Origin of the sequence: Methylibium sp. T29-B (genome assembly GCF_000576225.1) — a bacterium.
Lineage (GTDB): Bacteria > Pseudomonadota > Gammaproteobacteria > Burkholderiales > Burkholderiaceae_C > Methylibium > Methylibium petroleiphilum.
Window position 1 is genome coordinate 1 of record NZ_AZSN01000013.1, and the last position, 25,460, is coordinate 25,460.

General features: G+C 71.4%; 21 protein-coding genes and 5 pseudogenes. 14 read left to right on the forward strand and 12 right to left on the reverse strand.

What is annotated here, in order from left to right:
* Window positions 1-448, reverse strand: a 448-nt coding sequence (locus tag Y694_RS03875; protein WP_231497526.1) for a bestrophin family protein, incomplete at its 3' end; no start/stop codon positions are given.
* A 46-nt stretch (window positions 449-494) separates the two neighbouring features.
* Window positions 495-875, reverse strand: coding sequence for a YdeI family protein (locus tag Y694_RS03880; RefSeq protein ID WP_036230029.1), 381 nt, complete (start codon window positions 873-875; stop codon window positions 495-497).
* A 129-nt stretch (window positions 876-1,004) separates the two neighbouring features.
* Here Y694_RS03880 and argG point away from each other — a divergent pair, with 129 nt between their 5' ends.
* Together argG and Y694_RS03890 are read left to right on the forward strand one after the other, a co-directional pair.
* Entirely contained in the window at window positions 1,005-2,345 is a 1,341-nt protein-coding gene (argG, locus tag Y694_RS03885; RefSeq protein ID WP_036230031.1) for an argininosuccinate synthase, read from the forward strand.
* A 104-nt stretch (window positions 2,346-2,449) separates the two neighbouring features.
* Complete coding sequence (locus tag Y694_RS03890) at window positions 2,450-3,241, forward strand: M48 family metalloprotease (RefSeq protein ID WP_036230033.1); 792 nt, start codon at window positions 2,450-2,452, stop codon at window positions 3,239-3,241.
* Window positions 3,242-3,266: 25 nt separating this feature from the next.
* On the opposite strand, the gene Y694_RS03895 is transcribed toward Y694_RS03890, so the two are convergent.
* From Y694_RS03895 to murB, 3 genes are all read right to left on the reverse strand, one after another.
* Entirely contained in the window at window positions 3,267-3,716 is a 450-nt protein-coding gene (locus Y694_RS03895; protein ID WP_036230036.1) for a hypothetical protein, read from the reverse strand.
* A gap of 130 nt (window positions 3,717-3,846) precedes the next feature.
* Window positions 3,847-4,248, reverse strand: coding sequence for a 4a-hydroxytetrahydrobiopterin dehydratase (locus Y694_RS03900; RefSeq protein ID WP_036230038.1), 402 nt, complete (start codon window positions 4,246-4,248; stop codon window positions 3,847-3,849).
* A gap of 36 nt (window positions 4,249-4,284) precedes the next feature.
* Window positions 4,285-5,313, reverse strand: a complete 1,029-nt coding sequence (gene murB, locus Y694_RS03905) for a UDP-N-acetylmuramate dehydrogenase (RefSeq protein WP_036230041.1) — start codon at window positions 5,311-5,313, stop codon at window positions 4,285-4,287.
* Between the two features lie 42 nt (window positions 5,314-5,355).
* Between murB and Y694_RS03910 the strand changes: the two genes are divergently transcribed.
* Together Y694_RS03910 and Y694_RS03915 are read left to right on the forward strand one after the other, a co-directional pair.
* Window positions 5,356-5,844 (forward strand): YajQ family cyclic di-GMP-binding protein, encoded by a 489-nt coding sequence (locus Y694_RS03910; protein ID WP_036230043.1) that lies wholly within the window; start codon window positions 5,356-5,358, stop codon window positions 5,842-5,844.
* Window positions 5,845-5,856: 12 nt separating this feature from the next.
* Window positions 5,857-6,510: a TIGR02281 family clan AA aspartic protease gene (locus tag Y694_RS03915; RefSeq protein WP_036230046.1), complete on the forward strand. Its 654-nt coding sequence runs from the start codon at window positions 5,857-5,859 to the stop codon at window positions 6,508-6,510.
* A gap of 111 nt (window positions 6,511-6,621) precedes the next feature.
* On the opposite strand, the pseudogene ggt reads toward Y694_RS03915, so the two are convergent.
* Window positions 6,622-8,570, reverse strand: a pseudogene (gene ggt, locus Y694_RS03920) (gamma-glutamyltransferase).
* Between ggt and Y694_RS03925 the strand changes: the two are divergent.
* Window positions 8,506-9,206, forward strand: a pseudogene (locus tag Y694_RS03925) (pseudouridine synthase). The pseudogenes ggt and Y694_RS03925 overlap by 65 nt on opposite strands.
* A gap of 29 nt (window positions 9,207-9,235) precedes the next feature.
* Here the strand turns inward: Y694_RS03925 and Y694_RS03930 are convergent.
* The gene (locus Y694_RS03930) at window positions 9,236-9,865 is read right to left on the reverse strand and encodes a response regulator transcription factor (RefSeq protein ID WP_036230085.1); all 630 of its coding nucleotides are present in this window, start codon (window positions 9,863-9,865) and stop codon (window positions 9,236-9,238) included.
* Between the two features lie 231 nt (window positions 9,866-10,096).
* A pseudogene (locus Y694_RS26630) lies at window positions 10,097-11,494 on the reverse strand (histidine kinase); the annotation flags it as partial.
* 133 nt (window positions 11,495-11,627) lie between these two features.
* On the opposite strand from Y694_RS26630, the gene pqqA reads away from it, so the two are divergent.
* From pqqA to Y694_RS03955, 5 genes are all read left to right on the forward strand, one after another.
* A complete protein-coding gene (pqqA, locus tag Y694_RS23140) occupies window positions 11,628-11,702 on the forward strand; it encodes a pyrroloquinoline quinone precursor peptide PqqA (protein WP_081771315.1) in 75 nt (24 codons plus the stop codon).
* Between the two features lie 121 nt (window positions 11,703-11,823).
* Window positions 11,824-12,873, forward strand: coding sequence for a bifunctional riboflavin kinase/FAD synthetase (locus Y694_RS03940; RefSeq protein ID WP_011830621.1), 1,050 nt, complete (start codon window positions 11,824-11,826; stop codon window positions 12,871-12,873).
* Between the two features lie 86 nt (window positions 12,874-12,959).
* Window positions 12,960-15,800 (forward strand): isoleucine--tRNA ligase, encoded by a 2,841-nt coding sequence (gene ileS / locus Y694_RS03945; protein ID WP_036230049.1) that lies wholly within the window; start codon window positions 12,960-12,962, stop codon window positions 15,798-15,800.
* A gap of 4 nt (window positions 15,801-15,804) precedes the next feature.
* The gene (gene lspA, locus Y694_RS03950) at window positions 15,805-16,299 is read left to right on the forward strand and encodes a signal peptidase II (RefSeq protein WP_036230089.1); all 495 of its coding nucleotides are present in this window, start codon (window positions 15,805-15,807) and stop codon (window positions 16,297-16,299) included.
* 100 nt (window positions 16,300-16,399) lie between these two features.
* Window positions 16,400-17,227 (forward strand): DUF2189 domain-containing protein, encoded by an 828-nt coding sequence (locus Y694_RS03955; RefSeq protein ID WP_036230053.1) that lies wholly within the window; start codon window positions 16,400-16,402, stop codon window positions 17,225-17,227.
* 10 nt (window positions 17,228-17,237) lie between these two features.
* On the opposite strand, the gene Y694_RS03960 is transcribed toward Y694_RS03955, so the two are convergent.
* Window positions 17,238-18,233 carry a quinone oxidoreductase gene (locus Y694_RS03960; protein ID WP_011830625.1) on the reverse strand — a complete coding sequence of 332 codons (996 nt, stop codon included), beginning with the start codon at window positions 18,231-18,233 and terminating at the stop codon, window positions 17,238-17,240.
* Window positions 18,234-18,296: 63 nt separating this feature from the next.
* On the opposite strand from Y694_RS03960, the gene Y694_RS03965 reads away from it, so the two are divergent.
* The 4 genes from Y694_RS03965 (at window position 18,297) to Y694_RS03975 (ending at window position 22,084) form a co-directional block, all read left to right on the forward strand.
* The gene (locus Y694_RS03965; protein ID WP_036230056.1) at window positions 18,297-18,620 is read left to right on the forward strand and encodes a putative signal transducing protein; all 324 of its coding nucleotides are present in this window, start codon (window positions 18,297-18,299) and stop codon (window positions 18,618-18,620) included.
* 6 nt (window positions 18,621-18,626) lie between these two features.
* Complete coding sequence (locus Y694_RS03970) at window positions 18,627-19,592, forward strand: DMT family transporter (RefSeq protein ID WP_011830627.1); 966 nt, start codon at window positions 18,627-18,629, stop codon at window positions 19,590-19,592.
* 90 nt (window positions 19,593-19,682) lie between these two features.
* A complete protein-coding gene (locus Y694_RS25410) occupies window positions 19,683-20,309 on the forward strand; it encodes a PAS domain-containing protein (RefSeq protein ID WP_231497527.1) in 627 nt (208 codons plus the stop codon).
* On the forward strand, window positions 20,219-22,084 hold the full coding sequence (locus Y694_RS03975) for a bifunctional diguanylate cyclase/phosphodiesterase (RefSeq protein ID WP_231497528.1): 1,866 nt from the start codon (window positions 20,219-20,221) through the stop codon (window positions 22,082-22,084). Before Y694_RS25410 ends, Y694_RS03975 begins: the two co-directional genes overlap by 91 nt.
* 45 nt (window positions 22,085-22,129) lie before the next feature.
* Here the strand turns inward: Y694_RS03975 and Y694_RS03980 are convergent.
* The 3 genes and pseudogenes from Y694_RS03980 to Y694_RS03990 form a co-directional block, all read right to left on the reverse strand.
* Window positions 22,130-22,898: pseudogene (locus tag Y694_RS03980) on the reverse strand (SDR family oxidoreductase).
* A 17-nt stretch (window positions 22,899-22,915) separates the two neighbouring features.
* Window positions 22,916-23,763: pseudogene (locus tag Y694_RS03985) on the reverse strand (DMT family transporter).
* Window positions 23,764-23,822: 59 nt separating this feature from the next.
* Window positions 23,823-25,448: a gamma-glutamyltransferase family protein gene (locus Y694_RS03990; RefSeq protein ID WP_036230059.1), complete on the reverse strand. Its 1,626-nt coding sequence runs from the start codon at window positions 25,446-25,448 to the stop codon at window positions 23,823-23,825.
* Between the last annotated feature and the right edge of the window lie 12 nt (window positions 25,449-25,460).

A 25,460-nucleotide genomic window follows, 5' to 3' on the forward strand; every position in this document is an offset into this window, starting at 1 on the left:
CGCCGAGCAGGCGCTCGATGTCGGGCCCGGCATCGCTGTCGCGCAGTTGGTGGCGCAAGGCGTGAGCGAAGCCGATGGTCCGCCGCACCAGTGCGGCCCGCGCGCCATCGGCCGGGCCGGGCGCGGCGGGCGCCTGGAACAGCGTCTGCACCTCGCGCGCGAGGCTGCGCGATCGATGCACCACGTCACCCCAGAGCCGGCGGGCCTCCCAGTAGCGGTCGTAGGCCGCAGTGTTGCGAAAGCCGAGGAAGATCGCCAGCGCCAGCCCGATCAGCGAGAACGGCACCGGCGTCAGCGTCACCTTCCACTGGAACAGCGTGCCGTGGCTCAGCGCCACCGCGGTCGCCAGCGCCGTGCAGGTGGCGAGGCTCCAGAAGATGCGCGGCAGGATGGAGCCGCGCAATGCGAAGAACAGCCGCAAGCCGTTCGGGCGGTCGACGACGATCATGGCGCGGGCTCGCTCGGTGGTCGTGCAGGAGCAGGCAGGTCGCGCATCAGGCCGGCGGCTTGTGCCACAGGCCGCTGCGCCGCGCCTCGTCGACCTTGGCCTGCCCGGCCGGCTCCATCAGGCCGGCAGCCTCCAGCGCCTCGGCGCGGCGCTGGTGCGGACCGGACCAGGCGCTCTTGGGCTTGCGCGGCGCGAACCACAGCAGCGAGCGGCGCTCGTCGAGCCGGCCCTGCTTGCTGTCGATCCAGCCGAAGCACAGCGCCTCGTCGATCGCCTCGTCCAGCGTCGGCGCCTCGTGGTCGCTGCCCTTGCGGGCCATGACCAGCCACACGCCGTTGGCCTGGCCCTGGTGCCGGCTCAGCCAGCGGCGCCAGGCGGCGCGGTCGGCCGCCTCGACGGCGTGGGGGGGCAGGGTGTCTCCGGGCATCGCGGGCTTTCTCGGTCAAGGGCGGTTCGGGGGCGCGCCTAAAATCTCGGCTTCGCCGATTTGACCTCACTCGCGCGCCCGTCCCGCCCGCGCCCCGGCGAGCCCGAACCCGCAGCACTGTTCCCCACCATGGCAACCATCCTCCAGCACCTTCCCACCGGCCAGAAGGTCGGCATCGCATTCTCCGGCGGACTGGACACCAGCGCCGCGCTGCACTGGATGAAGCTCAAGGGCGCCCTGCCCTACGCCTACACGGCCCACCTCGGCCAGCCCGACGAACCCGACTACGACGAGATCCCGCGCAAGGCGATGCAGTACGGCGCCGAGAAGGCACGCCTGATCGACTGCCGGGCGCAGCTGGTCGCTGAAGGCCTGGCCGCGCTGCAGGCCGGTGCCTTCCACATCTCGACCGCCGGGGTGACCTACTTCAACACCACGCCGATCGGGCGCGCCGTCACCGGCACGATGCTGGTCGCGGCGATGAAGGAGGACGACGTCCACATCTGGGGCGACGGCAGCACCTTCAAGGGCAACGACATCGAGCGCTTCTACCGCTACGGCCTGCTCACCAACCCGGCGCTGAAGATCTACAAGCCCTGGCTGGACCAGACCTTCATCGACGAACTCGGCGGCCGTGCCGAGATGTCGGCCTTCATGACGCAGGCCGGCTTCGGCTACAAGATGAGCGCCGAGAAGGCCTACTCGACCGACTCCAACCTGCTCGGCGCCACGCACGAGGCCAAGGACCTCGAGCACCTGAACAGCGGCATCCGCATCGTCAACCCGATCATGGGCGTGGCGTTCTGGCGCGACGAGGTCGACGTGAAGCGCGAGGAGGTCACGGTGCGCTTCGACGAGGGCCGGCCCGTCGCCTTGAACGGCGTGGAATACGCCGACCCGGTGGCGCTGCTGCTGGAGGCCAACCGCATCGGTGGCCGCCACGGCCTGGGCATGAGCGACCAGATCGAGAACCGCATCATCGAGGCCAAGAGCCGCGGCATCTACGAGGCCCCGGGCCTGGCGCTGCTGCACATCGCCTACGAGCGCCTCGTGACCGGCATCCACAACGAGGACACGATCGAGCAGTACCGCGACAACGGCCGCAAGCTCGGCCGCCTGCTCTACCAGGGCCGCTGGTTCGACCCGCAGGCCATCATGCTGCGCGAGACCGCGCAGCGCTGGGTGGCGCGCGCGGTGACCGGCGAGGTCGCTCTCGAGCTGCGCCGCGGCAACGACTACTCGATCCTCGACACCCGCTCGCCCAACCTCACCTACCAGCCCGAGCGGCTGTCGATGGAGAAGGTCGAGGACGCACCGTTCTCGCCGGCCGACCGCATCGGCCAGCTGACGATGCGCAATCTCGACATCGTCGACACCCGCGCCAAGCTCGGCATCTACGCGCAGAGCGGCCTGCTGTCGCTGGGCGGCGGCGCGGCGCTGGCGCGCCTGCAGAACGACGACCCGTCCTGAGCCGGCTCAGAGCCCGGCGGCAGCCCGCCCGGCTCCGGCCTGAACGGCGCGAAGGGGCTTTCACACCCACGTCACAAGGCGTAGTCTCCGTCCAGGAGCTTGCGATGAACGCTGGGTGCCGCCGTGTCCTGACCCTCGCCCTGACTGCGGCTTGCGCCGGCGCCCCGGCGCTGGAACTCGCCTACGAACCGACCTCGCTCGACTGGACTGCCGGCGAGGTCGGGCGCATCGGCACCGAGACGCTGCAGCAGACCGTGGCCGGCGCCGCGGCACGCGACCGGCTCGGTTGCGTGCAGCACTGCGAGCGCCTGCAGCGCATCTTCGACCGACTGGTCGCCGAGGCGCGCCGGCAGACCCCGCGCGCCGCCGTGCTGCCGTGGTCGCTGACGGTGCTGCACCACGACGACACCGGCGCCTTCGCGCTGCCCGACGGCCAGGTGGTCGTGTCCGAGACGCTGATCGAGGAGCGCGGCCTGTCCGACGAGGCACTGGCCTTCGTGCTGGCGCACGAGATGGCTCACAGCATCCTCGAACACGAACGCCAGATGCTGACCGCCGGGCGCCTGCTGCTGCCGCGCCAGGTGGAGCGCAGCGTGCCCGACATGTATGTCGAGCTCGAGCACAACTTCGGCCTGTTGAAGTCGCTGGAGCCGGTGCTGCAGCAGGGCGAGTTCGAAGCCGACGAACTGGGCCTGCTGCTGGCCGCGCTGGCCGGCTACGCGCCGACCCGGCAGCTCGAGTTCATGCAGAACGAGGTGGCCGAGGACGACGGCCGGCGGCCGGTCGCCGCCACGCACCCGCCGGCCGCCGAGCGGCTGGCGCGGCTTCAGGAACGGCTGCCGCTGGCCTGGCGGCTCGTCCAGGCGCGTCGGGAGCCCGCGGGCCGCCGCCCCTGAGCGCAGAAGCCGGCGCAGCGCCGGCTCAGTTCGACAGCACCGTCAGGCCACCGTCCTGCACCAGCACGCGGTCGTTCACGCGGAGGCCGAGGTCGCGTTGCCCCACCACGGTCTGGGTCCCGCCGCCGTCGAGTTCGACGGTGTATTCGTAGCGCGGTTGCAGCGGCGCCTTGGGACTGGCGTCGACCGCAACCGCCGGCGCGGCAGGCACGTCGGATCGGGCCGCCGGCGTGCGCTTGTCGCGCTTGCCGCTCGCCGGCGGCTTCGCCTTGGCGGCCGGGGCCGGCTTCGCCGGAACGGGCGGCGGAACGGCGGCGGCCACCGGTTCGACCCAGGCCGCGAAGTAGGTGATCCGGCTCACCGTGGCATTGCCTTGCGCCGCAGCGGGCCCGCCCGGTTCGGCAAGACGAGACGAGGCACAGCCCGCCAGCACGGCGGCGAGCGACAGGGCGAGGGCGGGAACACGGACGGACATGGAAGGGCACTCCTCGAGGCGACGCCGAGCGAGTGTGCCCAAGCCCGCGGCCTGCGCGCATGAACTTGCATGGCGCGGCCTCCCGCATTCGAGTGGCTTGCCAGGCCCGCGCTCGCGCGGCAGCGGCCGCTCACGCCGGGTCGTCGTACTTCAGGTACTTGAAGCGGGCGTCGTCGTTGGGCGTGCCCTCGAGCACCGCGCCAGCCTCCTTCGCCGGCTGCCACTGGACCACCTCCTCGATCTTCTTCGCCAGCGCGAAGTCCTTCTCGGTCACGCCCTTGGCGGCATGGTTGACCAGCTTCACCACCACGAAGGCGTAGCTGACCGCCAGGTCCGGGTGGTGCCAGGCTGCCTCGGCGAGATGCCCGACGGTGTTGACGACCATCAGCGTGGCCTTCCAGCCGCTGGTCCTGTACTTGCGCCGGATCCAGCCATCCTCGTAGGTCCAGTGTGGCAGTTCGGCCTTCAGCCGGGCCTCGATCTCCTCGGGAGCGTAGACCTCGTCGGCCCCCTTGCTGCGCCATTGCGTCATCGCCGTCTCCTCGATGGCCGGACCCTTGCCCAGCGGCTACACCACCACCGGCTCCGGTTCGAGCCGGATGCCGAAGCGGCCGTAGACACTCTCCTGGATGGCCTGCGCCAGCGTCACGATCTCGCCGCCGATGGCCTGTCCGCGGTTCACCAGCACCAGCGCCTGCTTCTCGTAGACGCCGGCCTGGCCGATCGACTTGCCCTTCCAGCCGCAGGCGTCGATCAGCCATCCTGCCGCGAGCTTGAAACTGCCGTCGGCCATGGGGTAATGCACGATGGCCGGGTCGCGCGCGATGATGTCGCGGCACTGCTCCGGTGTGACCACCGGGTTCTTGAAGAAGCTGCCGGCGTTGCCGATCACCGCCGGGTCGGGCAGCTTGGCGCGGCGGATCTCGCAGACCCAGTCGTACACCTGGCGCGGCGTCGGGTGGCTGATGCCGGTGTCGGCCATCCTGCGCTCCAGGTCCAGGTAGCCCAGCACCGCGGTCGGCGGCTGTGGCAGGCGCAGCCGCACGCGGGTGATCAGGCAGCGGCCGGCGAGCGCCTGCTTGAACACGCTGTCGCGGTAGCCGAAGCGGCAGGCTGCGGCGTCCAGCGTGAGCGCGGCGCCGGTCTGCAGGTCGATGGCGTCGAGCGAGTCGAAGCGGTCCTTCAACTCCACGCCGTAGGCGCCGATGTTCTGCACCGGTGCGGCGCCGACGCTGCCAGGGATCAGCGCCAGGTTCTCCAGCCCGGGCAGGCCCTGCTCCAGTGTCCAGGCGACGAACGCGTGCCAGTTCTCGCCGGCGCCCGCCTCGACGATGACCGCATCGTCCCGGCGTTCCAGCACCCGCCGTCCGGGGATCTCGACCTTGAGCACCAGCGCACGCAGGTCGCGGGTGAGCACGATGTTGCTGCCGCCGCCCAGCACGAATTTCGGCATCGCGGCCAGATCGGGGTCGGCCAGCAGGCGCTGCACGTCCTCGGGTGCGTGCACGCGCACCAGCCGCTGGGCCAGCGCGGGCAGGCCGAAGCTGTTGTACGGCCTCAGGCTGACATTGGTTTCGACGGCGGGCAGGTCCGGCATGGCAGAATTTTCGCTGATCTCCGTCTCAGGAAGCCCTTCATCATGCCCAGCTTCGATACCGTGCTCGAACCCAACCTCGTCGAGGTGCGCAACGCGGTCGACCAGAGCAGCAAGGAGATCGGCACGCGCTTCGATTTCAAGGGCTCGTCGGCGCGCGTGGAGCTCAAGGACAAGGACATCACGCTCTACGCCGACAGCGACTTCCAGCTCTCGCAGGTGATGGATATCCTCACGCTCAAGCTCACCAAGCGCGGCGTCGACGCGCGCTTCCTCGACAGCAGCGCCAAGATCGAGAAGATCGGCGGAGACAAGGTCAAGCAGGTGCTCAAGGTCAAGGAAGGCATCGACAGCGAGACGGCGAAGAAGATCCAGCAACTGATCAAGGCCAGCAAGATGAAGGTGCAGGCCGCGATCCAGGGCGACGCGGTGCGCGTCACCGGCGCCAAGCGCGACGACCTGCAGGCGGCGATGGCGCTGATCCGCAAGGACGTGGCCGACGTGCCGCTGTCGTTCAACAACTTCCGCGACTGAGCCGGCCGCGGGATGCGCGCCGCACTGCTGTCGGCCGTGCTGATCCTCGCCGCGGCCGGGGCTGCGGCGCAGCAGCCCTCACGTCGCGTGGCCTTGAGCGGCAGCATGGGCAGCCGCGCGCTGCTGGTGATCGACGGCGATGCGCCGCGCGCGGTGGCGGTGGGCAGCACCGTGCAGGGCGTCAAGTTGCTCAGCGTGAACGAGGCGCAGGCGGTGGTCGAGATCGACGGCCGGCGGCAGACGCTGCGCCTCGGCGAAGCGGCGGTGAACCTGGGCGGCGCGGCCAGCGCCGGCAGCGGCACCCAGATCACCCTCAGCAGCGACGCCAACGGCCACTTCCAGGCCCAGGGCCAGATCAACGGCCGTGGCGTGCTGTTCCTGGTGGACACCGGCGCGACCATGGTCTCGATGGGGCAGGACGAGGCCGAGCGCCTGGGCCTGGCCTACAAGAACGGCGAGCGCATCGGCCTGCGCACCGCCAACGGCAACACCGTGGGCTACCGCATCTCGCTGAACACGGTGCGGGTCGGTGACGTCGAGGTGCACAACGTGGCGGCGGTGGTGCAGCCCCAGCCGATGCCCTTCATCCTGCTCGGCAACAGCTTCCTGACGCGCTTCCAGATGAAGCGCGAGAACGACACGCTGCTGCTGCAGCGGCGCTACTGATCGCGCACCGGCGATGCGCGGCGTGGCTGTTCTCAAGGAAACGTCGGGCCGCCCCAAGTTTCCTTGACCCCCGCGGGGGGCGGGCTGGGCGCAGACCGGCCCCGGGTTTGCTCAGTAGCCGGCCGCCAGACCGGTGTTGCGCCGCGGGTCGTTGGCGCCGTAGTAGCGGTTGCTGCCGACCGGCTTGCCGCCCAGCGAGGGCGCGCCGACCAGGATGGCTGCCACATGGTTGGCCGGTTGCGGGGCGCCGAATCGGTGCCCCATGCCGAGCAGGATCTGCCGCGTGTCGGGGCTCAGCGCGAACGGCTCGAGGTTCGTCGCCTCCGGCTGCCACTGCTGGTGGAAGCGCGGGGCATCGACCGCCTCCTGCACCGTCATGCCGTAGTCGATCAGGTTCAGCAGCACCAGCGCCGTCACGGTGATGATGCGGCTGCCGCCGGGCGTGCCCAGCACCAGCACCGGCTGGCCGTCGCGCGACACGATGGTCGGGCTCATCGAGCTGAGCGGACGCTTGCCGGGCGCGATCCGGTTCGACTCGCCCTGCACCAGGCCGTACAGGTTCGCGGCGCCGAGCTTGATGGTGAAGTCGTCCATCTCGTTGTTCAGCAGCACGCCGGTGCCGGCCGCGGCGACGCGGGCTCCGAACCAGTCGTTGAGCGTGTAGGTCACCGAGGCCGCATTGCCCTCGCGGTCGATGATGGAGTAGTGGGTGGTGTTGCTGCCCTCGTGCGGCGCGACGCCGGGTCGCAGGTCCTGCGACACGCCGGCCCGCGCCGGGTCGATGGCGGCCCGGATGCGCGCGGCGTAATCCTTGTCGAGCAGGCGCTCCAGCGGGTTGTGCACGAAGTCGGGGTCGCCAGGTAGCTGTTGCGGTCGACGTAGGCATGGCGCATCGCCTCGATCTGGTAGTGCACGCCCTGCGCCGCACCATAGCCCAGCTCCTGCAGCGGATAACCCTCCAGGATGTTGAGGAGCTCGCACAGGATCACGCCGCCGGCGCTCGGGGGCGGCGCCGAGACGATCCGGTAGCCGCGGTAGTCGCACTCCACCGGCGCGAGCTCGCGGGTCGCGTACTGGTCCAGATCGGCCTGCGTGATCAGGCCGCCACCGGCCCGACTCGACGCCACCAGCGCCGCACCCACCGGGCTCTGGTAGAAGCCGCGGCTGCCGTGGCGGGCGATGCGCTGCAGCGTACGCGCCAGGTCCTTCTGCACCAGCCGCTGGCCGGCAGACCACGGCGCGCCCTCGCGCAGGAAGATCGCGGCCGAGGCCGGGTCCTTGCGGAAGTCGTCGGTCGCGGTGGCGAGCATGGCGATGTCGCCCGGCTCCAGCACGAAGCCACGACGCGCCAGCCGCAGCGCGGGTGCCACGAGGGCCGCACGTTGCATCGTGCCGTACTTCGCACGCGCGAACTCGAGCCCGGACACCGTGCCGGGCACGCCGACGGCCAGATGGCCGCGCGTGCTGAGACCCTTGACCGGCTGACCATCGGCGCCGAGGTACATGTCGGCCGTGGCCGCGAGCGGCGCCTTCTCGCGGAAGTCGAGAAAGGTCTTGCGGCCGTCGGCGAACTGCAGCGTCATGAAGCCGCCGCCGCCCAGGTTGCCGGCCGCCGGGTAGACCACCGCCAGCGCGTAGCCGACCGCCACCGCGGCATCGACCGCATTGCCGCCGCGCCGCAGCACGTCGACCCCGACCTGCGTCGCCAGCCGGTGCGCGGTGACGACCATGCCGTTCTCGGCCGCGACCGGCGCGACCGACGCTGCCTGCACGGCCATCGCGGTCAGCACCACGGCCGCGGCAAAGAGGGACCTCAAGCACTGGGCTGCTGCATGCATGGCAAAGCTCCTGGGCACACGTCGTCCGCTCGAGGACGCTCGGCCCAGGATAGCCCGCAGGCCCCGGCCTGTGCAGGGTGCGGGGCAACACCGCAGCCGGCCGCTGCGGCGCTGCACGGCCTCGGTGAGCGTGTGGAGCCGCTCGCTACACTGCCGGATGCGCATTTCGCAGGTGTTGTTCTCCCAGGGTTTCGGCACGCGGCGCGATTGCGCCGGGCTCATCCACGCAGGCGCCGTCGAGGTGGCCGGCCGTGTGGTCGACGACCCCGACGAGGAGCTGCCCACCGAGGGCCTGGTGTTCAGCGTGCAGGGCCGGGCCTGGCCCTTCCACGACAAGGCGCTGGTGCTGCTGCACAAGCCCACCCACTACGAGTGCTCGCAGAAGCCGCGCCACCACCCGGCGTGCTCTCGCTGCTGCCGACGCCGCTGCGTGTGCGCGGTCTGCAGCCGGTCGGACGGCTCGACGAGGACACCACCGGTGCACTGCTGCTCACCGACGACGGCACGCTCATCCACCGGCTCACATCCCCCAAGCACCACGTGCCCAAGGTCTACGAGATCACGGCCAAGCATGCGCTGGCCGACGAGCAGATCGCCCGCCTGACCGAGGGCGTGGTGCTCGACGACGATCCCCAGCCGGTGCGCGCGGCCGCGGCCGAACGCACCGGCGAGCTCACGCTGCGCCTCACGCTGACCGAAGGCAAGTACCACCAGGTCAAGCGCATGCTGGCGGCGGTGGGCAACCGCTGCGAGGCGCTGCACCGCAGCCGCATCGGCGCGCTGGCCCTGGACGACCTCCCGGTCGGCCAGTGGCGCTGGGTCGGCCCGGACGAGCGGGCCCGGCTGCTGCAGAAGTAGCGACCCCGCGCCGCCGCTTCAGGCCGGCATCAAGCCTGGATCAGGCCCCAGCGCAGCGCCACCAGCGTGATCTCGCTCTGGTTGCTGGCGTTGAGCTTCTGCTTGATGTGGTACAGGTGCGTGCCCACGGTGCTGGGCGAGAGCTTCAGCGTCTCGGCAATCTGCGCCACCGTCATGCCGCGCGCGAGCTGGATGAAGACCGAGAACTCGCGCTCGCTCAGCATGTCGGCCGGGCTGGTCTCGCCGTCGATCTGCGCCACCGCCAGACGCTGCGCGGTCTGGGCGTCCACGTAGCGCTCGCCACGCGCGACGGCCGTCACCGCAGCGATCAGCGCCTCAGGCGCGCTGCGCTTGGCCAGGTAGCCCAGCGCGCCGGCGCGCAGCACGCGCTGCGGGTGTGCGGTGTCCTCGTGGGCCGACAGCACCAGCAGCCTGAGCTTCGGGTCCTGGGCCAGCAGCCGCCGCACTGCTTCCAGCCCGCCCATGCCGGGCATCGACAGATCCATCACCACCACGTCGGGTCGCGCCTTGGGCACCGCCTGGCAGGCTTCCTCGCCGGTCTCGGCCTCGGCCACCACCTCGATGTCGGCATTGGCCAGCAGCATGCGAAAGCCCATGCGCACCAGCGCATGGTCGTCGACCAGCATCACGCGGATCATGTTCAGGAAGGGCGCAGCAAGGAGTGGATCGGCAGGACGGCCTGCGTCCGGCCACCGGCCCGGCCCGCGAGGGCCCGGCCGCTGGCACAGCCTAACGCAGCCGGCTGCCGGCGACCTCCTATCGTTGTCCCCCACGCGGCACGCGGCGACGCGGCCGCCGTGTGCCATCGCGGAGCGCTCCCGGCGCCGGCCGATGCGCGCTTCACGCCGCTCCGCCACGGTGAACGGCAACCACACCCGCAGGGCGACGCCGCGCGGGCTGCGGTTGTCGATGCGCAGCACGCCGCCCAGCGCCTCCACGCGCTCGGCCAGCCAGCGCAGGCCGTAGTGGCCGCCGTCCTGCCGCGCCTTCTCGCGCCAGTCGGGTGCCAGACCCTGGCCGTCGTCGTCGACCTGCAGCTCGGCGCCTTCGGACTCGGCATGCAGGCTGACGTTCAGCTGCCTGGCCTGGCCGTGGCGCAGCGCATTGGTCAACCCCTCCTGCGCCGCACGGTAGAGCGCCAGCGTCGCCTCGCTGCCCAGCTGCACGTCGCCCAGGTCGATGTGCAGCTCGACGCTGGCCTGCGGTTGGCTGACCCGGGTGCGCTCGACCAGGTCGCGCAGCGCATCGGCCAGACCGAAGACGTCGAGCACCAGCGGCGCCAGCCGCGGGATCAGGCCGTGCATCGCGTCGTAGAGGCGCGAGCTTTCCTCGGCGATCACCTGCGCGGCGCGCGCGGCCTCAGGGTCGGCGATGGCGACGCGCTGCGCCACCGACAGCGCCAGGCTGCGCATGCCGGTGACCGACTGGCCCAGTTCGTCGTGCAGCTCGCGCGCGATCAGGCGGCGCTCCTGCTCCAGGTGGCGGTCGATCCAGCGTGCCAGGTCGCGGCGGTCGGACAGCTCGTGCTCGGCCTGCGCGGCCCGGCGCTCGGCCTCGATGCGCTCGCTGACGCCCACCACCATGCGGTTGAAGGCGGCGCCGATGGCAGCCGCCTCGGTGCCCGGCAGGCGCGGCAGCGTGACGTCGAGCTGCCCGGCCTCGATGCGGTTGAGCGCCGCGACGATCTGCCCGAACGGCTCGACCGTGCGGCCGACCACCCAGAACACCACCAGGTTGAGAACCGCCAACACGCCCAGCGCGGCCAACCCCAGCACCGCGAACTGGTCCCAGGCATCGAGCGCCGCGCGCGAGGGGTCGGCCCGCACCACCAGCGTGCCGTCGGGGAAATCCATCTTCTGCGGCTCCAGCGGCGGCGCCATGAAATCGACGAACCAGTCGGGCGCATCTCGGCCCGACTTGTAGGGCGACGGCGGCGACTGGTAGACCAGTTCGCCCTTGCCGTCGAGCAGCGTGATGTCGTTCGCCCGCACCCGGCCTACCCCCTGCAGGTAGCCGATCATCGCCGGCGTGCCGCGCGCCGCCTGCAGCCACAGCGTGCGCTGCAGCAACTGCGCGGCCACGCGGTTGGCGGCCTCGATCTCCTCCCGGATCGCGTCGCGCGCGCTCTTGACCTGCAGCGCCATGACGGCCACCAGGCACAGCGCCACCAGCACACCGACGATCAGGTGGATCTTCAAGCGCAGACTCATGCGCCGCATGGTATCGGCCGGCCACCCACCGGCGCGGCGCCGATTCCAGAAAATCATGAGGCGCGAATCATGGCCGGGACCCTGCCCGACGGCCGCTCACGTGGGCATCATGAGCCATGAGTTGACGGGAAACCGTTCACTCCGCAGCCGCCAAACCGGCCCTGTGCCACCCGAGTGAAGGAGATTCGACATGCAATGGCAAAAGCCCCAAGCGACCGACCTGCGTTACGGCTTCGAGATCACGATGTACATCTCGAACCGTTGATGACAACGGTTCCGGCCGGCCTTGCGCCGGGCCGGTTCAGGAAGGCCCGCCTCGAGCGGGCCTTTTTGCGTCTGCTCCCGAGGCGACAGGGTCCTGCGCGCGCTGTCGCGATAATCCGCCGATGCAAGTGTTCCGAGGTCTGCACCACATCCTGCTGGCCGATGGCGGCGCGTCGGCCGTCACGGTCGGCAACTTCGATGGCGTGCACCGCGGCCACCAGGCGATGCTGGCGCTGCTCAAGAGCGAGGCCGAGCACCGCGACCTGCTCAGCACCGTGCTGACCTTCGAGCCCCATCCGCGCGACTTCTTCGCCGCGCGTGCCGGCACCCCGGCCAAGGCGCCGGCGCGCATCGCCACGCTGCGCGACAAGCTCGGCGAACTGGCGCGCTGCGGCGTGCAGCGCGTCGTCGTGCTGCGCTTCGACCAGACCTTCGCCGACCAGTCGCCGCAGGCCTTCATCGACGACGTGCTGCTGCGCGGCGTGAAGGCGCGCTACGTGCTGGTGGGCGACGACTTCTGCTTCGGCGCGAAGCGGGCCGGCGACTACGCGATGCTCGACGCCGCCGGCGAACGCCAGGGCTTCGACGTGGCGCGGATGATGAGCTACGAGGTGCACGGCCTGCGCGTCAGCAGCTCGGCGGTGCGCGAGGCGCTGGGCGCCGGCGACATGGCGCTGGTCACCCGCCTGCTGGGGCGGCCCTACAGCATCAGCGGCCACGTCACCCACGGCCGCAAGCTGGGCCGCGAGCTCGGCGCCGGCCCGGACGGCGGCGACGGCTTCCGCACGCTGAACCTGCGTTTCCCCCACCCCAAGCCGGCCGCGCACGGCATCTACGTCGTGCGCACCCACGGCCTGACCGCCGAGCCGCTCGACGGTGTGGCCAGCCTGGGGGCCCGCCCCACGGTGGACGACAGCGGCCGGGTGCTCCTTGAAGTGCACTGCCTGGACTGGCCTGCGCACCTGGGCGCCGAGGGGGGCTACGGTAAACTCGTCCGCGTGGAACTGCTGCACAAGCTACGCGACGAAGCCCGCTACGACGGGCTCGCTGCGCTGACCGCCGCGATCGCGCAGGACGTGAGCCAGGCGCGCCAGTGGCTGACGAGCAGCCCGCACGCGGCCCATGCGGCCGAGCGCCGCCAGACCACCCGCGATCGAATTCAGGGCCGCTGACCCTGCGGCGCCGGCGCCCGCTGCGCCGACGCACCCCCTGCCCTGTCCCCGCCGCGCGCCGCCCGCGCGGCCGCGCCGAGAACGCCATGAGCACCGACCAGCCCACCGACTACCGCGCCACGCTGAACCTGCCCGACACGCCCTTCCCGATGCGCGGCGACCTGCCCAAGCGCGAACCGGGCTGGGTGAAGCAGTGGGAGCAGCAGGGCACCTACCAGCGCCTGCGCGACGCCCGCGTCGGCCGGCCGCGCTTCGTGCTGCACGACGGCCCGCCCTACGCCAACGGCCAGCTGCACATCGGCCACGCGCTGAACAAGGTGCTGAAGGACATGATCGTCAAGGCGCGTCAGCTGGCCGGCTACGACGCGCTCTACGTGCCGGGCTGGGACTGCCACGGCCTGCCGATCGAGAACCAGATCGAGAAGCTGCACGGCCGCGGCCTGGGGCGCGACGAGGTGCAGGCGAAGAGCCGTGCCTATGCCACCGAGCAGATCGAGCAGCAGCGGGCCGACTTCAAGCGCCTGGGCGTGCTCGGCGCCTGGGACCAGCCCTACCGCACGATGGACTTCGGCAACGAGGCCGGCGAGATCCGCGCGTTGAAGCGCGTGATGGAGCGCGGCTTCGTCTACCGCGGTCTGAAGCCGGTGTACTGGTGCTTCGACTGCGGCAGCTCGCTGGCCGAGTTCGAGATCGAGTACGAGAACAAGTCCTCGCCGACGGTGGACGTGGCCTTCCTGGCCGCCGAGCCGCAGAAGCTCGCCGCCGCCTTCGGCCTGCCGGCGCTGGCCAAGGACGCGTTCGCGGTGATCTGGACCACGACGCCATGGACCCTTCCCGCCAACCAGGCGCTGAACCTCAACCCCGAGCTCGAGTACGCGCTGGTCGACACCGAGCGCGGCCTGCTGCTACTGGCCAATGCGCTGGTGGAGAAGTGCCTGGCGCGCTACGGCCTGGCCGGCACGGTGCTCGCCACGACCGCCGGCCAGGCGCTCGAGGGCCTGGAGTTCCACCATCCGCTGGCCCACGTGCACCCGGGCTACGCGCGCCGCAGCCCGGTCTACCTGGCCGACTACGCCACCGCCGAGGACGGCACCGGCATCGTCCACTCGGCGCCGGCCTACGGCGTGGAGGACTTCAACTCCTGCATCGCGCACGGGATGAAGCACGACGAGATCCTGAACCCCGTGCAGGGCAATGGCGTGTACGCGGCCGAGCTGCCGCTGTTCGGCGGCCAGTTCATCTGGAAGGCCAACCCGCTGATCGTGCAGGCGCTGCAGGATGCCGGCCGGCTGATGGCGACCGCGAAGCTCGAGCACAGCTACCCGCACTGCTGGCGCCACAAGACGCCGGTGATCTACCGCGCCGCGGCGCAGTGGTTCGTGCGCATGGACGAGGGCGAGGGCGTGTTCACCGTCGACAAGGCGCCGAAGACGCTGCGCCAGACCGCGCTGGCGGCGATCGACGCCACCGCCTTCTACCCCGAGAACGGCCGCGCCCGGCTGCGCGACATGATCGCCAACCGGCCCGACTGGTGCATCAGCCGCCAGCGCAACTGGGGCGTGCCGCTGCCCTTCTTCCTGCACAAGGTGAGCGGCGAGCTGCACCCCGACACGCTGGCGCTGATGGACCGCGCCGCCGCGCTGGTGGCGCAGGGCGGCGTGGAGGCCTGGTCACGGCTCGACCCGCGCGAGTGGCTGGGCGAGGCAGCCGGCGATTACGCCAAGAGCACCGACATCCTCGACGTGTGGTTCGACTCCGGCTCGACCTTCTTCCACGTGCTGCGCGGCAGCCATGCCGGCGCCGGCCGCGACGACGGCGGGCCCGAGGCCGACCTCTACCTCGAGGGCCACGACCAGCACCGCGGCTGGTTCCACAGCTCGCTGCTGATCGCCTGCGCGATCGAGGGCCGTGCGCCCTACCGCGGCCTGCTGACGCACGGTTTCGCGACCGACGGCCAGGGCCGCAAGATGAGCAAATCGCTCGGCAACACCGTGGTGCCGCAGTCGGTGAGCGAGAAGCTGGGTGCCGAGATCATCCGGCTGTGGGTCGCCAGCACCGACTACTCGGGCGACCTGAACATCGACGACAAGATCCTCGCACGCGTGGTCGACGCCTACCGGCGCATCCGCAACACGCTGCGCTTCCTGCTCGCCAACACCAGCGACTTCGACCCGGCGACCGACGCGGTGCCGGACGGGCAGTTGCTGGAGATCGACCGCTACGCGATCGACCGCGCGGCGCAGCTGCAGGCCGAGATCCTGGCGCACTACGAGGTCTACGAATTCCACCCGGTGGTCGCGAAACTGCAGGTCTACTGCAGCGAAGACCTCGGTGCGTTCTACCTCGACGTGCTGAAGGACCGGCTCTACACCACCGCCCCGAAATCGCTGGCGCGGCGCAGCGCGCAGACTGCGCTGCACCGCATCACCGGCGCGATGCTGCGCTGGATGGCGCCGTTCCTGAGCTTCACCGCCGAGGAGGCCTGGCCGATCTTCGCGCCGGGCGTGTCGCCGTCGATCTTCACGCAGACCTATACCCCCTTCGCGCCCCCCGAGGCCGCGCGCCTGGACAAGTGGACCCGTGTGCGCGAGATCCGCGATGCCGTCAACAAGGAGATCGAGGCCGTCCGCACCGCCGGCGCGGTGGGCGCATCGCTGCAGGCCACGGTGGCGGTCGGCGCGCCGGCCGACGACCTGGCGCTGCTGCAGTCACTGGGCGAGGACCTGAAGTTCGTGTTCATCACCTCGGCCGCCACCGCGGCGGCGGCCGACGCGCTGACGGTCGCGGTCACGCCGAGCAGCGCCGCGAAGTGCGAACGCTGCTGGCACTACCGCGACGACGTCGGCGCCGACCCGGCCCACCCGACGATCTGCGGCCGCTGCACCAACAATCTCTACGGTGCCGGCGAAAGCCGCACGGTGGCCTGACGCCATGGCCAGGACAACGACCTTCGGCCGCGGCGGCCTGCTCACCTGGCTGGGCGTCGCACTGATCGTGATCGTGCTGGACCAGCTCACCAAGACGCTGATCCTCGGCCACTTCCAGTACGGCGATGCACGCCACGTGACGGGCTTCTTCAACATCGTGCGCGTGCACAACACCGGCGCGGCGTTCAGCTTCCTGGCCGGCGCCTCGGGCTGGCAGCGCTGGTTCTTCGTCGGCCTGGGCCTGGTGGCGGCCGGCTTCATCGTCTGGATGCTGCGCAGCCAGGGGCACCAGCGCCTGTTCGCCTGGGCACTGTCGCTGATCCTCGGCGGGGCCATCGGCAACGTGATCGACCGGCTGCTGCACGGCTACGTGGTCGACTTCCTCGACGTCCACTGGGCCGGCTGGCATTTCCCGGCCTTCAACATCGCCGACAGCGCCATCACCGTGGGCGCCGCGCTGCTGATCCTCGACGAACTGCGGCGCGTGCGACGCGGCTGACGACCGGGCGGCCGCGGGGCCGGCCCCGCCGCTGCCACCGACCTTGTGCTCGGTGTCTACCCGCTAGGACCGCGGGCCGCGCAGCGTCTACGCTGCGCGCATGACCTCCGACAACCCCGCGCCACTCGGACCCGCACCCGACCTGGGTCCGCCGCCCGGCGCAGCGCTGACCGCCTTCGACCTGCCGCTGGCCCGACTGCACCTCGGCGACCCGCTGCGCTGGCTGGCGGCCGGCTGGCACGACTTCCGCCGCTGTCCCGGACTGGGCCTGTTCTACGGCGGCTGCTTCGTGGCGATGGGCTGGTTGTTGATGCTGGTGTTCCGCCATGCACCGGCCTACACGCTGGCGCTGTCGGCCGGCTTCCTGCTGGTCGGCCCCTTCCTTTGCACCGGGCTCTACCACGCGAGCCGCGCGCTCGAACGCGGCGAGCGGCCTTCGCTGGCCGCGTCGCTGTGGGCCTGGCGCGAACGGCCGGGCAGCATGGCCCTGTTCGGCGGGGCCCTGCTGATCCTCGAGATGCTGTGGGGACGCGCCGCGCTGATCGTGTTCGCGCTCAGCTTCGACGGCATGCCCGACTTCAAGGGCTCGCTGCTCGCGCTGCTGGACCCGCAGAACCTCGGCTTCATCACCGCCTACGTCGGGGTCGGCAGCGTGTTCGCCGGGCTCATCTACGCGGTGAGTGCGGTGTCGATCCCGCTGCTGCTCGACCGGCCGGCCGACGCGATCACCGCCGCCCTGGTCAGCCTGCGGCTGGTGCTGACGCAGACCGGCGTGATGCTGGCGTGGGCGGCGCTGATCGTCGTGCTGGTCGTGCTGGCGATGCTGCCGGAGTTCCTGGGCCTGCTGGTGGTCGGGCCGGTGCTGGGTCACGCGTCCTGGCATGCCTACCGCAGTGCGGTCGGCGCGCCCGGCACCGCGGGCGGCTGAGCCGCCCGGCTCAGGGCAGCAGCACGCTGCAGCCGGTGGTCAGGCGGGCCTCCAGGTCGCGGTGCGCCTGCGCCGCGTCGGCCAGCGCATAGCGACGCTCGACCGGGATCCTCACCTCGCCGCTGCCGACGACAGCGAACAGGTCGTCGGCCATCGCCTGCGTGCTCTCGCGCGTGGCGATGTGGGTGAACAGCGTCGGTCGGGTCACGTACAGCGAACCCTTGGCTGCCAGCACGCCCAGGTCCACCGGCGGTGCCTTGCCCGAGGCGTTGCCGAAGTTCGCCAGCAGGCCGAAGGGCTGCAGCACGTCGAGCGACTTCTCGAAAGTGTCGAGGCCCACCGAGTCATAGACCACCTTCACGCCACGCCCGCCGGTGAGCTCCTTCACGCGCGCGACGAAATCCTCGCGCCGGTAGTTGATGGCGTGCTCGGCGCCGTGCTGCACGGCCAGCGCGCACTTCTCGTCGCTGCCGGCGGTGCCGATCAGGCGCAGGCCCAGCGCGCGCGCCCACTGGCAGGCGATCAGGCCCACGCCGCCGGCCGCGGCATGGAACAGCACGCTGTCGCCCGGCTGCAGGCCGCCCTGCGGCAGCGTCTTCTTCAGCAGGTACTGGACGGTCAAGCCCTTGAGCATCATCGCGGCCCCGGTCTCGAAGTCGATGCCGTCGGGCAGTTGCACCACGCACTTGGCCGGCATCACCCGCGCCTCGCAATAGGCTCCCGGCGGCGCGCTGGCGTAGGCGGCGCGGTCGCCGGCGCGCAGGTGCGTCACGCCGGCGCCGACCGCCTCGATCACGCCGGCCCCCTCCATGCCCAGCGTGAGCGGCATCGGCAAGGCGTACAGGCCGCTGCGCTGGTAGACGTCGATGAAGTTCAGCCCGCAGGCATGGTGGCGGATGCGCACCTCGCCGGGACCGGGTTCCCCGATCGGCAGGTCGACGAGTTGCATCGCGTCGGCACCGCCGGCGTGCGGGACCTGGATCGCTTTGACGGTGGCTGCGGGCATGCGGGAGTCCTCGGGGGTTTCGTGTTCTCCGGTATCGTGCCAGGGTTCCCAAACCCCTTGCCGATGCGCCGACTTCGACCTGCCCCCAACCTCGCCATCGCCACGCTGTGGGCCGACCTGCTGGGGCAGGCGGGCATCGCGGCCACGGTGCAGCGGGCATTCGCCAGCAGCATCGCCGGCCAGGTGCCGCCCGACCAGGCCCTGCCCGAGGTCTGGATCCAGCACGAGGAGCAGTTCGACCGCGCCAGCGTCATGCTCGACGAGCTGACGCACTGCCCGCCGCATCTGTGGGTCTGCCCGGGCTGCGGCGAGCGCATCGACGGTCCGTTCGAGCAGTGCTGGAACTGCGGCGCCGCCATGCCGCCCGACCCGCCGAGTCGGCTCTGAGCTTCGATGACCGGCCTGACCCCTCGCGTTGCCCTGCTGATGACCCTGCCGCCCCTCATGTGGGCCGGCAACGCGGTGGTCGGCCGGCTCGCGGTGGGCAGCGTGCCGCCGCTGACGCTGAACCTGCTGCGCTGGGGGCTGGCCCTGCTGTTGCTGCTGCCGCTGGGCTGGCGGGTGTTCCGCGCGCCGCGCGAACTGGCGGCGCGCTGGCCGCACCTGCTGCTGCTCGGCACGCTGGGCGTGGGCAGCTACAACGCGCTGCAGTACCTGGCGCTGCAGACGTCCACGCCGATCAACGTGACGCTGATCGCCGCCAGCATGCCGGTCTGGATGCTCGCGATCGGCGCGCTGTTCCATGGCGTGCGTCCGCAGCGCCGCCAGCTCGCGGGCGCCGCGCTGTCGCTGGCCGGCGTGGCGCTGGTCATCGCGCGCGGCAACCCGGCGGCGCTGGCGCGCGTGCAGTTCGTCACCGGCGATCTCTACATCCTGGTGGCAATCGTCGCGTGGGCGTTCTACAGCTGGATGCTGGCGCGCCCGCCGGAGCATCTGCGCGGCGCGCGGCAGCCGCTGCTGCAGGCCGAGGGGCAGGTGCCGCGCCCGTGGACCTGGTCCGAGGTGCTGCTGGTGCAGGTGGCGTTCGGACTGATCAGCGCTGCGGCGGCCGCCGCGGGCGAGCAGGCGCTCGGCAGCGCGCCGATCCGATGGAACGCCTGGGTGGTGGCCGCGCTGCTGTTCGTCGCCGTCGGCCCCTCGCTGATCGCCTACCGCTGCTGGGGCCTGGGTGTCGCGCTGGCCGGTCCGGCGGCGGCGGCCTTCTTCGGCAACCTCACGCCGCTGTTCGCCGCGCTGCTGTCGGCCGCGCTGCTGGGCGAGCTGCCGCAGTGGTACCACGGCGTGGCGTTCGCACTGATCGTGGCCGGCATCGGGGTGTCGACGCGACGATCGACGCCCGGACGCCGCGACGGCCCCTAGACAGCCCCTCTCCAGCCCCTAGTCCGACGAACGTTTGGTCGCATCCGTGGCGCGGTCGGCTCGCTATGATCGGCGCAGGCAGCCGCTCCCATGCACACCTCCCGCGACGTCGCCCTTCCTCAAGCGCACGACTGGCATCGGCTCCCGGGGCTGATGATGGCGATCGGCCGCGACGCGCGCCTGCTGGCCGTGAACGAACCGCTGGCGGCATGCACCGGCTGGCACCGCGACGCCGCCGCCGACGGCGAGGCGTGGCTCGACCGGCTCTCCGCGCCGTCGCGCCGCGAGCTGCTGAAGGCACTGGACCATCTCGACACGGCCGACCGCTTCCGCCTCGAGCTGCAGTTCCGCCGGCCCGGCGGCGAGGTCGGCTGGCTCGAGTGCGATGCGCGCTGGAACCGCGACACCGAGCTCTGCCTGTGCGCGCTGCACGACGTGAGCGCGCGCAAGCGCACCGAGCTCGCGCTGCGCGAGCAGACCACGCAGCTGCGCGTGCTGGCCGACAACGTGCCGGCGCTGATCGCCTACTACGAACAGCAGGGCTTCCGCTGCACCTTCGCGAACCGCCACTATGCGAGCGCACTGGCTGGACCCCCGAGAACATCCTCGGCCGCACCGCGGCCGAGATCGTCGGCGAGCGCGGCTGGCAACAGATCCGCCCCTACATCGAGCGGGTGGTCGAGACCCGCGCCCAGGTGTCCTACGAGCGCGAACTGACCGATGCCGCCGGCCGGCCGCAATGGCTCGAGGTCGACGTGCTGCCGAACTTCGACGACGAGGGCGAGCTGTCGGGCGCCTTCGTGCGGGTCACCGACATCACCAAGCACCGGCTGGCCGAGCGCGCCGTGCGCGAATCGGAAGAACGGCTCGCGAAGTTCATGCAGGCGAGCGCCGAGGGCATCCTGTTCCACCGCAACGGCACGGTGATCGACATCAACGAGCCGATCTGCGAGCTCACCGGCTACACCCGCGACGAGGTCATCGGCCGGCAGACCGCGGAGTTCCTGGCGCCCGACCACCTGCCGCGCGCGCAGCAGGCGCTGGCCACCGGCGCCGAGGCGGCGTGGGAGAGCGTCGCGCTCGGCCGCGCCGGAGAACGCATCCCGGTCGAGCTGATCACCCGCTCGATCATGCGCAGCGGCGAGCGGCTGCGCCTGGTGATCGTGCGCGACATCCGCGAGCGCGTGGCCGCGCAGGCGCGCATCCACCACCTCGCGCACCACGACGCGCTGACCGGCCTGCCCAACCGCGCCGCATTCGGCCTGCAGCTCGAGCGACTCACGGCCTCGCACCGCAGCGGGGATGCGCAGATCGCGCTGCTGTTCATCGACCTCGACCACTTCAAGCGCATCAACGACTCGCTCGGCCACCTGGTCGGCGACCTGCTGCTGCAGACCGTGACGGCGCGCATCACCGACAACCTGCGCGCCGACGACCTGGTGGCACGCTTCGGCGGCGACGAGTTCATGGTGCTGATCCCGGGCGTGACCGACCGCAGCGTCGTGGAGCAGGTGGCGGGCAAGCTGCTGGCGGTGATCGAGGCGCCGCTCGAGGCCGCGGGCCGTTCGATCTCGGTGTCGCCATCGATTGGCGTCTCGCTGTTCCCCGAGCATGGCCGCACGCCGGCCGAGCTGATCCAGCATGCCGACGCGGCGATGTACATGGCCAAGGCGCGCGGTCGCGCCAACGTGCAGTTCTTCGACCCGGTGGTGGCCAGCGCCGCCTACGACGCGCTGGTGGTCGAGAGCCAGCTGGCGCAGGCGCTGGAGACCGGGGCCTTCGAGCTCCACTACCAGCCGCAGCTGCGCTCCGGCGACGGCCGGCTGGTCGGGGTCGAGGCGTTGATCCGCTGGCACCATCCCGAGCGCGGCCCGCTGCTGCCCGATGACTTCATCCCGGTGGCCGAGGAGCGCCGGCTGATGCTGCCGATCGGCCAGTGGGTGCTGCGCGAGGCGATGCGCTGCGCCCGGCGCTGGCATGCGCAGGGGCTCGAGCTGCCGATCTCGGTCAACCTCAGCAGCATGCAGTTCCAGCAGCGCGGCTTCGTCGACTCGCTGGCCGAACTGCTGCGGCAGGAGCAGGTGAACGGGGCATGGCTGGAGCTCGAGCTCACCGAGCGCATGCTGATGGACGACCTGGACGAGGTGAAGGCGACGCTGGCGCAGCTCAAGGCGCTGGGCATGCGCATCTCGGTCGACGACTTCGGCACCGGCTACTCGTCGCTCGGTCACCTGAAGGAACTGCCGATCGACAAGGTGAAGATCGATCGATCCTTCGTGCAGGACGTGCCGCAGAACGCCGACGCCGCGGCCATCGTGCGGGCGATCGTGCAGCTCGGCCGCAGCCTGGGCATGACCGTCATCGCCGAGGGCGTGGAGACCGAGGTCCAGGAGCGCTTCCTGCGCGAGCTGGGTTGCGAGGAACTGCAGGGCCTGCGGATCGCGCCGCCGCTCTCGGAGGCCGACCTGCAGCTCTGGGCCTCGCGGCGCTAGGGCCGTTGACGCGACCGGAGGGCTCGCGCCCGTGCTGCGCAGGCCCTAGAACGTGCCGGGGTAGGCCCCGCCGTCCATCAGCAGGTTCTGACCGGTGATGTAGCCGGCCTGGGCGCCACACAGGAAGGCGCACGCCGCGCCGAACTCGGCCGGCGTGCCGAAGCGCCCCGCGGGTTCTTCAGCGCGCGCTGCGCCGTCGTCAGGCCGCTGGCCTGCGCGGCACCCTCCAGCGTCCTGGCGAGTCGTTCGGTCTCGAACGGGCCGGGCAGCAGGTTGTTGATCGTCACATTGCGCGCCACCGTCGTGCGCGACAGGCCGGCCACGAAGCCGGTGAGCCCCGAGCGCGCGCCGTTGGACAGGCCCAGGATGTCGATCGGCGCCTTCACCGCCGCCGACGTGATGTTGACGATGCGGCCGAAGCCGCGCGCCATCATCGGATCGACCACGGCCTTCATCAACTCGATCGGCGTCAGCATGTTGGCGTCGAGCGCCGCGATCCAGGCGGCGCGGTCCCAGTCGCGGAAGTCGCCGGTCGGCGGACCGCCGGCGTTGTTCACCAGGATGTCGACCTGCGGGCAGGCCGCCAGCGCCGCGGCGCGGCCTTCGGCGGTGGTGATGTCGCCGGCCACCGCGCGCACGTCGATGCCCGGGTGAGACGCGCGCAGCGCGCTCGCGCCGCTTGCAGCGCCTCGGCCCCGCGCGCCGTGATCACCAGGTTCGCGCCCTCGGCGGCGAGCGCCTCCGCGCAGCCCAGGCCGAGCCCCTTGCTGGCAGCGCACACGAGCGCCCACTTGCCGCTGATGCCCAGATCCATGTCGTGCTCCTTGTCGTTCAGCGCGCCCGCGCCAGCAGCCAGATGCCCACCAGCACCAGCGCCGTCCCGGCCGCGATCCAGGCGGTGAAGGGCTCACCGAGGATCACGATGCCCATCAGCAGCGTGCTCATCGGTCCCACCATGCCGGTCTGCGCCGCCAGCGTGGGGCCGATGCGCTCGATCGCCATCATCACCATCAGCACCGGCGCCACGGTGCAGACCGTGGCGTTCAGCAGCGACAGCCACAGCGCCGGCTCCGGCACGGCCAGCGCCACCGCCGGCGAGCGCAGCACGAAGAACTGCGCGATGCACAGCGCGCAGGCCACCGTGCTCGCCAGGCCGACCAGCCGCATCGAGCCCAGGCGCTGCACGAGCTCGCCGCTGTAGACCAGGTAGACCGCATAGCTCACCGCGCTGGCGAACACCAGCAGCGCGCCCAGCACGACGTCGGGTCCCTGGAAGCCGACCTCGTGGCCGAACACGAGCAGCACGCCGAGGTAGCTGACGCCGATCGCCACCGCCTGGGGGCGCGTCACGCGCCGGCCGAACAGCAGCACGCCGAAGGCCAGCACCAGCGTCGGGTTGAGGTAGAGGATCAGCCGCTCCAGGCTGGCGCTGATGTACTGCAGGCCCAGGAAGTCGAGGAAGCTCGCCAGGTAGTAGCCGGTGACGCCGAGCAGCAGCACCATGCGCCGGTCGTGCGCCGTCAGCGGCGGCCTGCCGCGGCTGGCCCACCAGGCCATCGCCAGGAACAGCGGCAGCGCGAACAGCATGCGGAAGAACAGCACCGTGACGGCGTCGAGGCCGTGGCGGTACAGCAGCTTGGCGACGATGCCTTGCCGGAGAAGGCGATCGCACCGGCCATCGCCAGCGCCAGCCCGCCCCAGGGCAGGCCGGGCCGCGCCGCGGACGGCGGTGGCGACACTACCAGCCCACCGCCTGGCCGTCGCGCCGGGGGTCGCTCGCGGCGACGTAGCCCTCGACCGCCGGATCGCCCAGGCGCCAGATGAACTGCCCGGCGCCGAAGTCCTGGTAGCTGTCCTGGATCACTTCCATGCGGTGGCCCAGCGCCGCCAGGCCCTGCACCGTGGCCGGGTCCATGCCGGCCTCGACGTTGATCTCCAGGCCGGCGTTGTAGCGCCAGCGCGGCGCGTCGCAGGCGGCCTGCGGGTCCTGGCCGTAGTCGACCATGCGCACCAGCGTCTGCAGGTGACCCTGCGGCTGCATGTTCGCGCCCATCACGCCGAAGCTCATGCGCGGCGCGCCGTCGGCATCGCTCAGGAAGGCCGGGATGATGGTGTGAAAGGGCCGCTTGCCCGGTGCCACGACATTGGGGCTGCGCGCGTCCAGGCTGAAGGCGTGGCCGCGGTTCTGCAGGCTCAGGCCCCAGTCCGGCAGCACCACGCCGGACCCGAAGCCCATGTAGTTGCTCTGGATGAAGCTCACCATCATGCCGGTCTCGTCGGCTGCGGTGAGGTAGATGGTGCCGCCCTTGACCGGGTTGCCGGCGCCGAAGTCCTGGGCGCGTTTCGGGTCGATCAATCGGGCCCGGGCGGCCAGGTAGTCGCCGGCCAGCAGCTGTTCGGCACTCACCTCCATGCTGCCGGGCTCGGCCACGTAGCGGTAGACGTCGGCGAAGGCGAGCTTCATCGCCTCGATCTGCAGGTGTTGCGACGCTACGCTGTCGACCGGCAGCGAGGCGACATCGAAGTGCGCCACGATGCCGGCCGCGAGCAACGCCGCGAGCCCCTGCCCGTTCGGCGGAATCTCGTGCAGCACCTGGCCGCGGTAGGCCTGGGCGATGGGCGTGACCCATTCGGGTCGGTAGGCGGCGAAGTCCTGCGCGGTCAGCGCGCCGCCCTGCACGCGTGCCTGCCGCGCCAGCGCCTCCGCGATCTCGCCACCATAGAACGCCGCACCGCGCGTCGCGGCGATCGCGCGCAGCGCCCGGGCCGCACCCGGCAGCTTGAACAACTCGCCGACCCGCGGCGCGCGGCCCTGCGGCAGGAAGGCCTCGGTGAATCCGGGCTGAGCCACCAGCGCCTCCACCTGGGCGGCGGCGGCCCACTTCTGTCCCACCACGACCGGCACCGCATAGCCGCGCTCGGCCACCTCGATCGCCGGCGCCAGCAAGTCGCCGAAGGGCAGCTTGCCGAAGCGCTCGCTCAACGCCAGCCACGACGCCACCGCGCCAGGCACCGTCACGCTGTCCCAGCCGCGCGCCGGCGGCGCGATCGTGTCGCGACCGTACTTGCGATGGAAGTACTCGGGCGTCCAGGCCTGCGGCGCGCGGCCCGAGGCATTGAGTCCGTGCAGCGCCTGCCCGTCCCACAGGATGCAGAAGGCGTCCGAGCCCAGGCCGTTGCTGCAGGGCTCGACGATCGTCATGACCGCGGCGGTGGCGACCGCGGCATCGACGGCATTGCCGCCAGCCGCCAGCATGCGCAGCCCGGCCTGGGCCGCCAGCGGATGCGAGGTGGCGACGACGTTGCGTGCGAACAGCGGCAGGCGCTGGCTGCCGTAGCCCGCCCGGTAGTCGAAGGGGTTCATGGTTCGATTATG

What these genes read in the sequence shown, in the direction of transcription:
- Y694_RS03880 (WP_036230029.1), bottom strand. Translation starts at nt 875, where the DNA reads ATGCCCGGAGACACCCTGCCCCCCCACGCCGTCGAGGCGGCCGACCGC.
- argG (WP_036230031.1), top strand. Translation starts at nt 1,005, where the DNA reads ATGGCAACCATCCTCCAGCACCTTCCCACCGGCCAGAAGGTCGGCATC.
- Y694_RS03890 (WP_036230033.1), top strand. Translation starts at nt 2,450, where the DNA reads ATGAACGCTGGGTGCCGCCGTGTCCTGACCCTCGCCCTGACTGCGGCT.
- Y694_RS03895 (WP_036230036.1), bottom strand. Translation starts at nt 3,716, where the DNA reads ATGTCCGTCCGTGTTCCCGCCCTCGCCCTGTCGCTCGCCGCCGTGCTG.
- Y694_RS03900 (WP_036230038.1), bottom strand. Translation starts at nt 4,248, where the DNA reads ATGACGCAATGGCGCAGCAAGGGGGCCGACGAGGTCTACGCTCCCGAG.
- murB (WP_036230041.1), bottom strand. Translation starts at nt 5,313, where the DNA reads ATGCCGGACCTGCCCGCCGTCGAAACCAATGTCAGCCTGAGGCCGTAC.
- Y694_RS03910 (WP_036230043.1), top strand. Translation starts at nt 5,356, where the DNA reads ATGCCCAGCTTCGATACCGTGCTCGAACCCAACCTCGTCGAGGTGCGC.
- Y694_RS03915 (WP_036230046.1), top strand. Translation starts at nt 5,857, where the DNA reads ATGCGCGCCGCACTGCTGTCGGCCGTGCTGATCCTCGCCGCGGCCGGG.
- Y694_RS03930 (WP_036230085.1), bottom strand. Translation starts at nt 9,865, where the DNA reads ATGATCCGCGTGATGCTGGTCGACGACCATGCGCTGGTGCGCATGGGC.
- Y694_RS03940 (WP_011830621.1), top strand. Translation starts at nt 11,824, where the DNA reads ATGCAAGTGTTCCGAGGTCTGCACCACATCCTGCTGGCCGATGGCGGC.
- ileS (WP_036230049.1), top strand. Translation starts at nt 12,960, where the DNA reads ATGAGCACCGACCAGCCCACCGACTACCGCGCCACGCTGAACCTGCCC.
- lspA (WP_036230089.1), top strand. Translation starts at nt 15,805, where the DNA reads ATGGCCAGGACAACGACCTTCGGCCGCGGCGGCCTGCTCACCTGGCTG.
- Y694_RS03955 (WP_036230053.1), top strand. Translation starts at nt 16,400, where the DNA reads ATGACCTCCGACAACCCCGCGCCACTCGGACCCGCACCCGACCTGGGT.
- Y694_RS03960 (WP_011830625.1), bottom strand. Translation starts at nt 18,233, where the DNA reads ATGCCCGCAGCCACCGTCAAAGCGATCCAGGTCCCGCACGCCGGCGGT.
- Y694_RS03965 (WP_036230056.1), top strand. Translation starts at nt 18,297, where the DNA reads ATGCGCCGACTTCGACCTGCCCCCAACCTCGCCATCGCCACGCTGTGG.
- Y694_RS03970 (WP_011830627.1), top strand. Translation starts at nt 18,627, where the DNA reads ATGACCGGCCTGACCCCTCGCGTTGCCCTGCTGATGACCCTGCCGCCC.
- Y694_RS25410 (WP_231497527.1), top strand. Translation starts at nt 19,683, where the DNA reads ATGCACACCTCCCGCGACGTCGCCCTTCCTCAAGCGCACGACTGGCAT.
- Y694_RS03990 (WP_036230059.1), bottom strand. Translation starts at nt 25,448, where the DNA reads ATGAACCCCTTCGACTACCGGGCGGGCTACGGCAGCCAGCGCCTGCCG.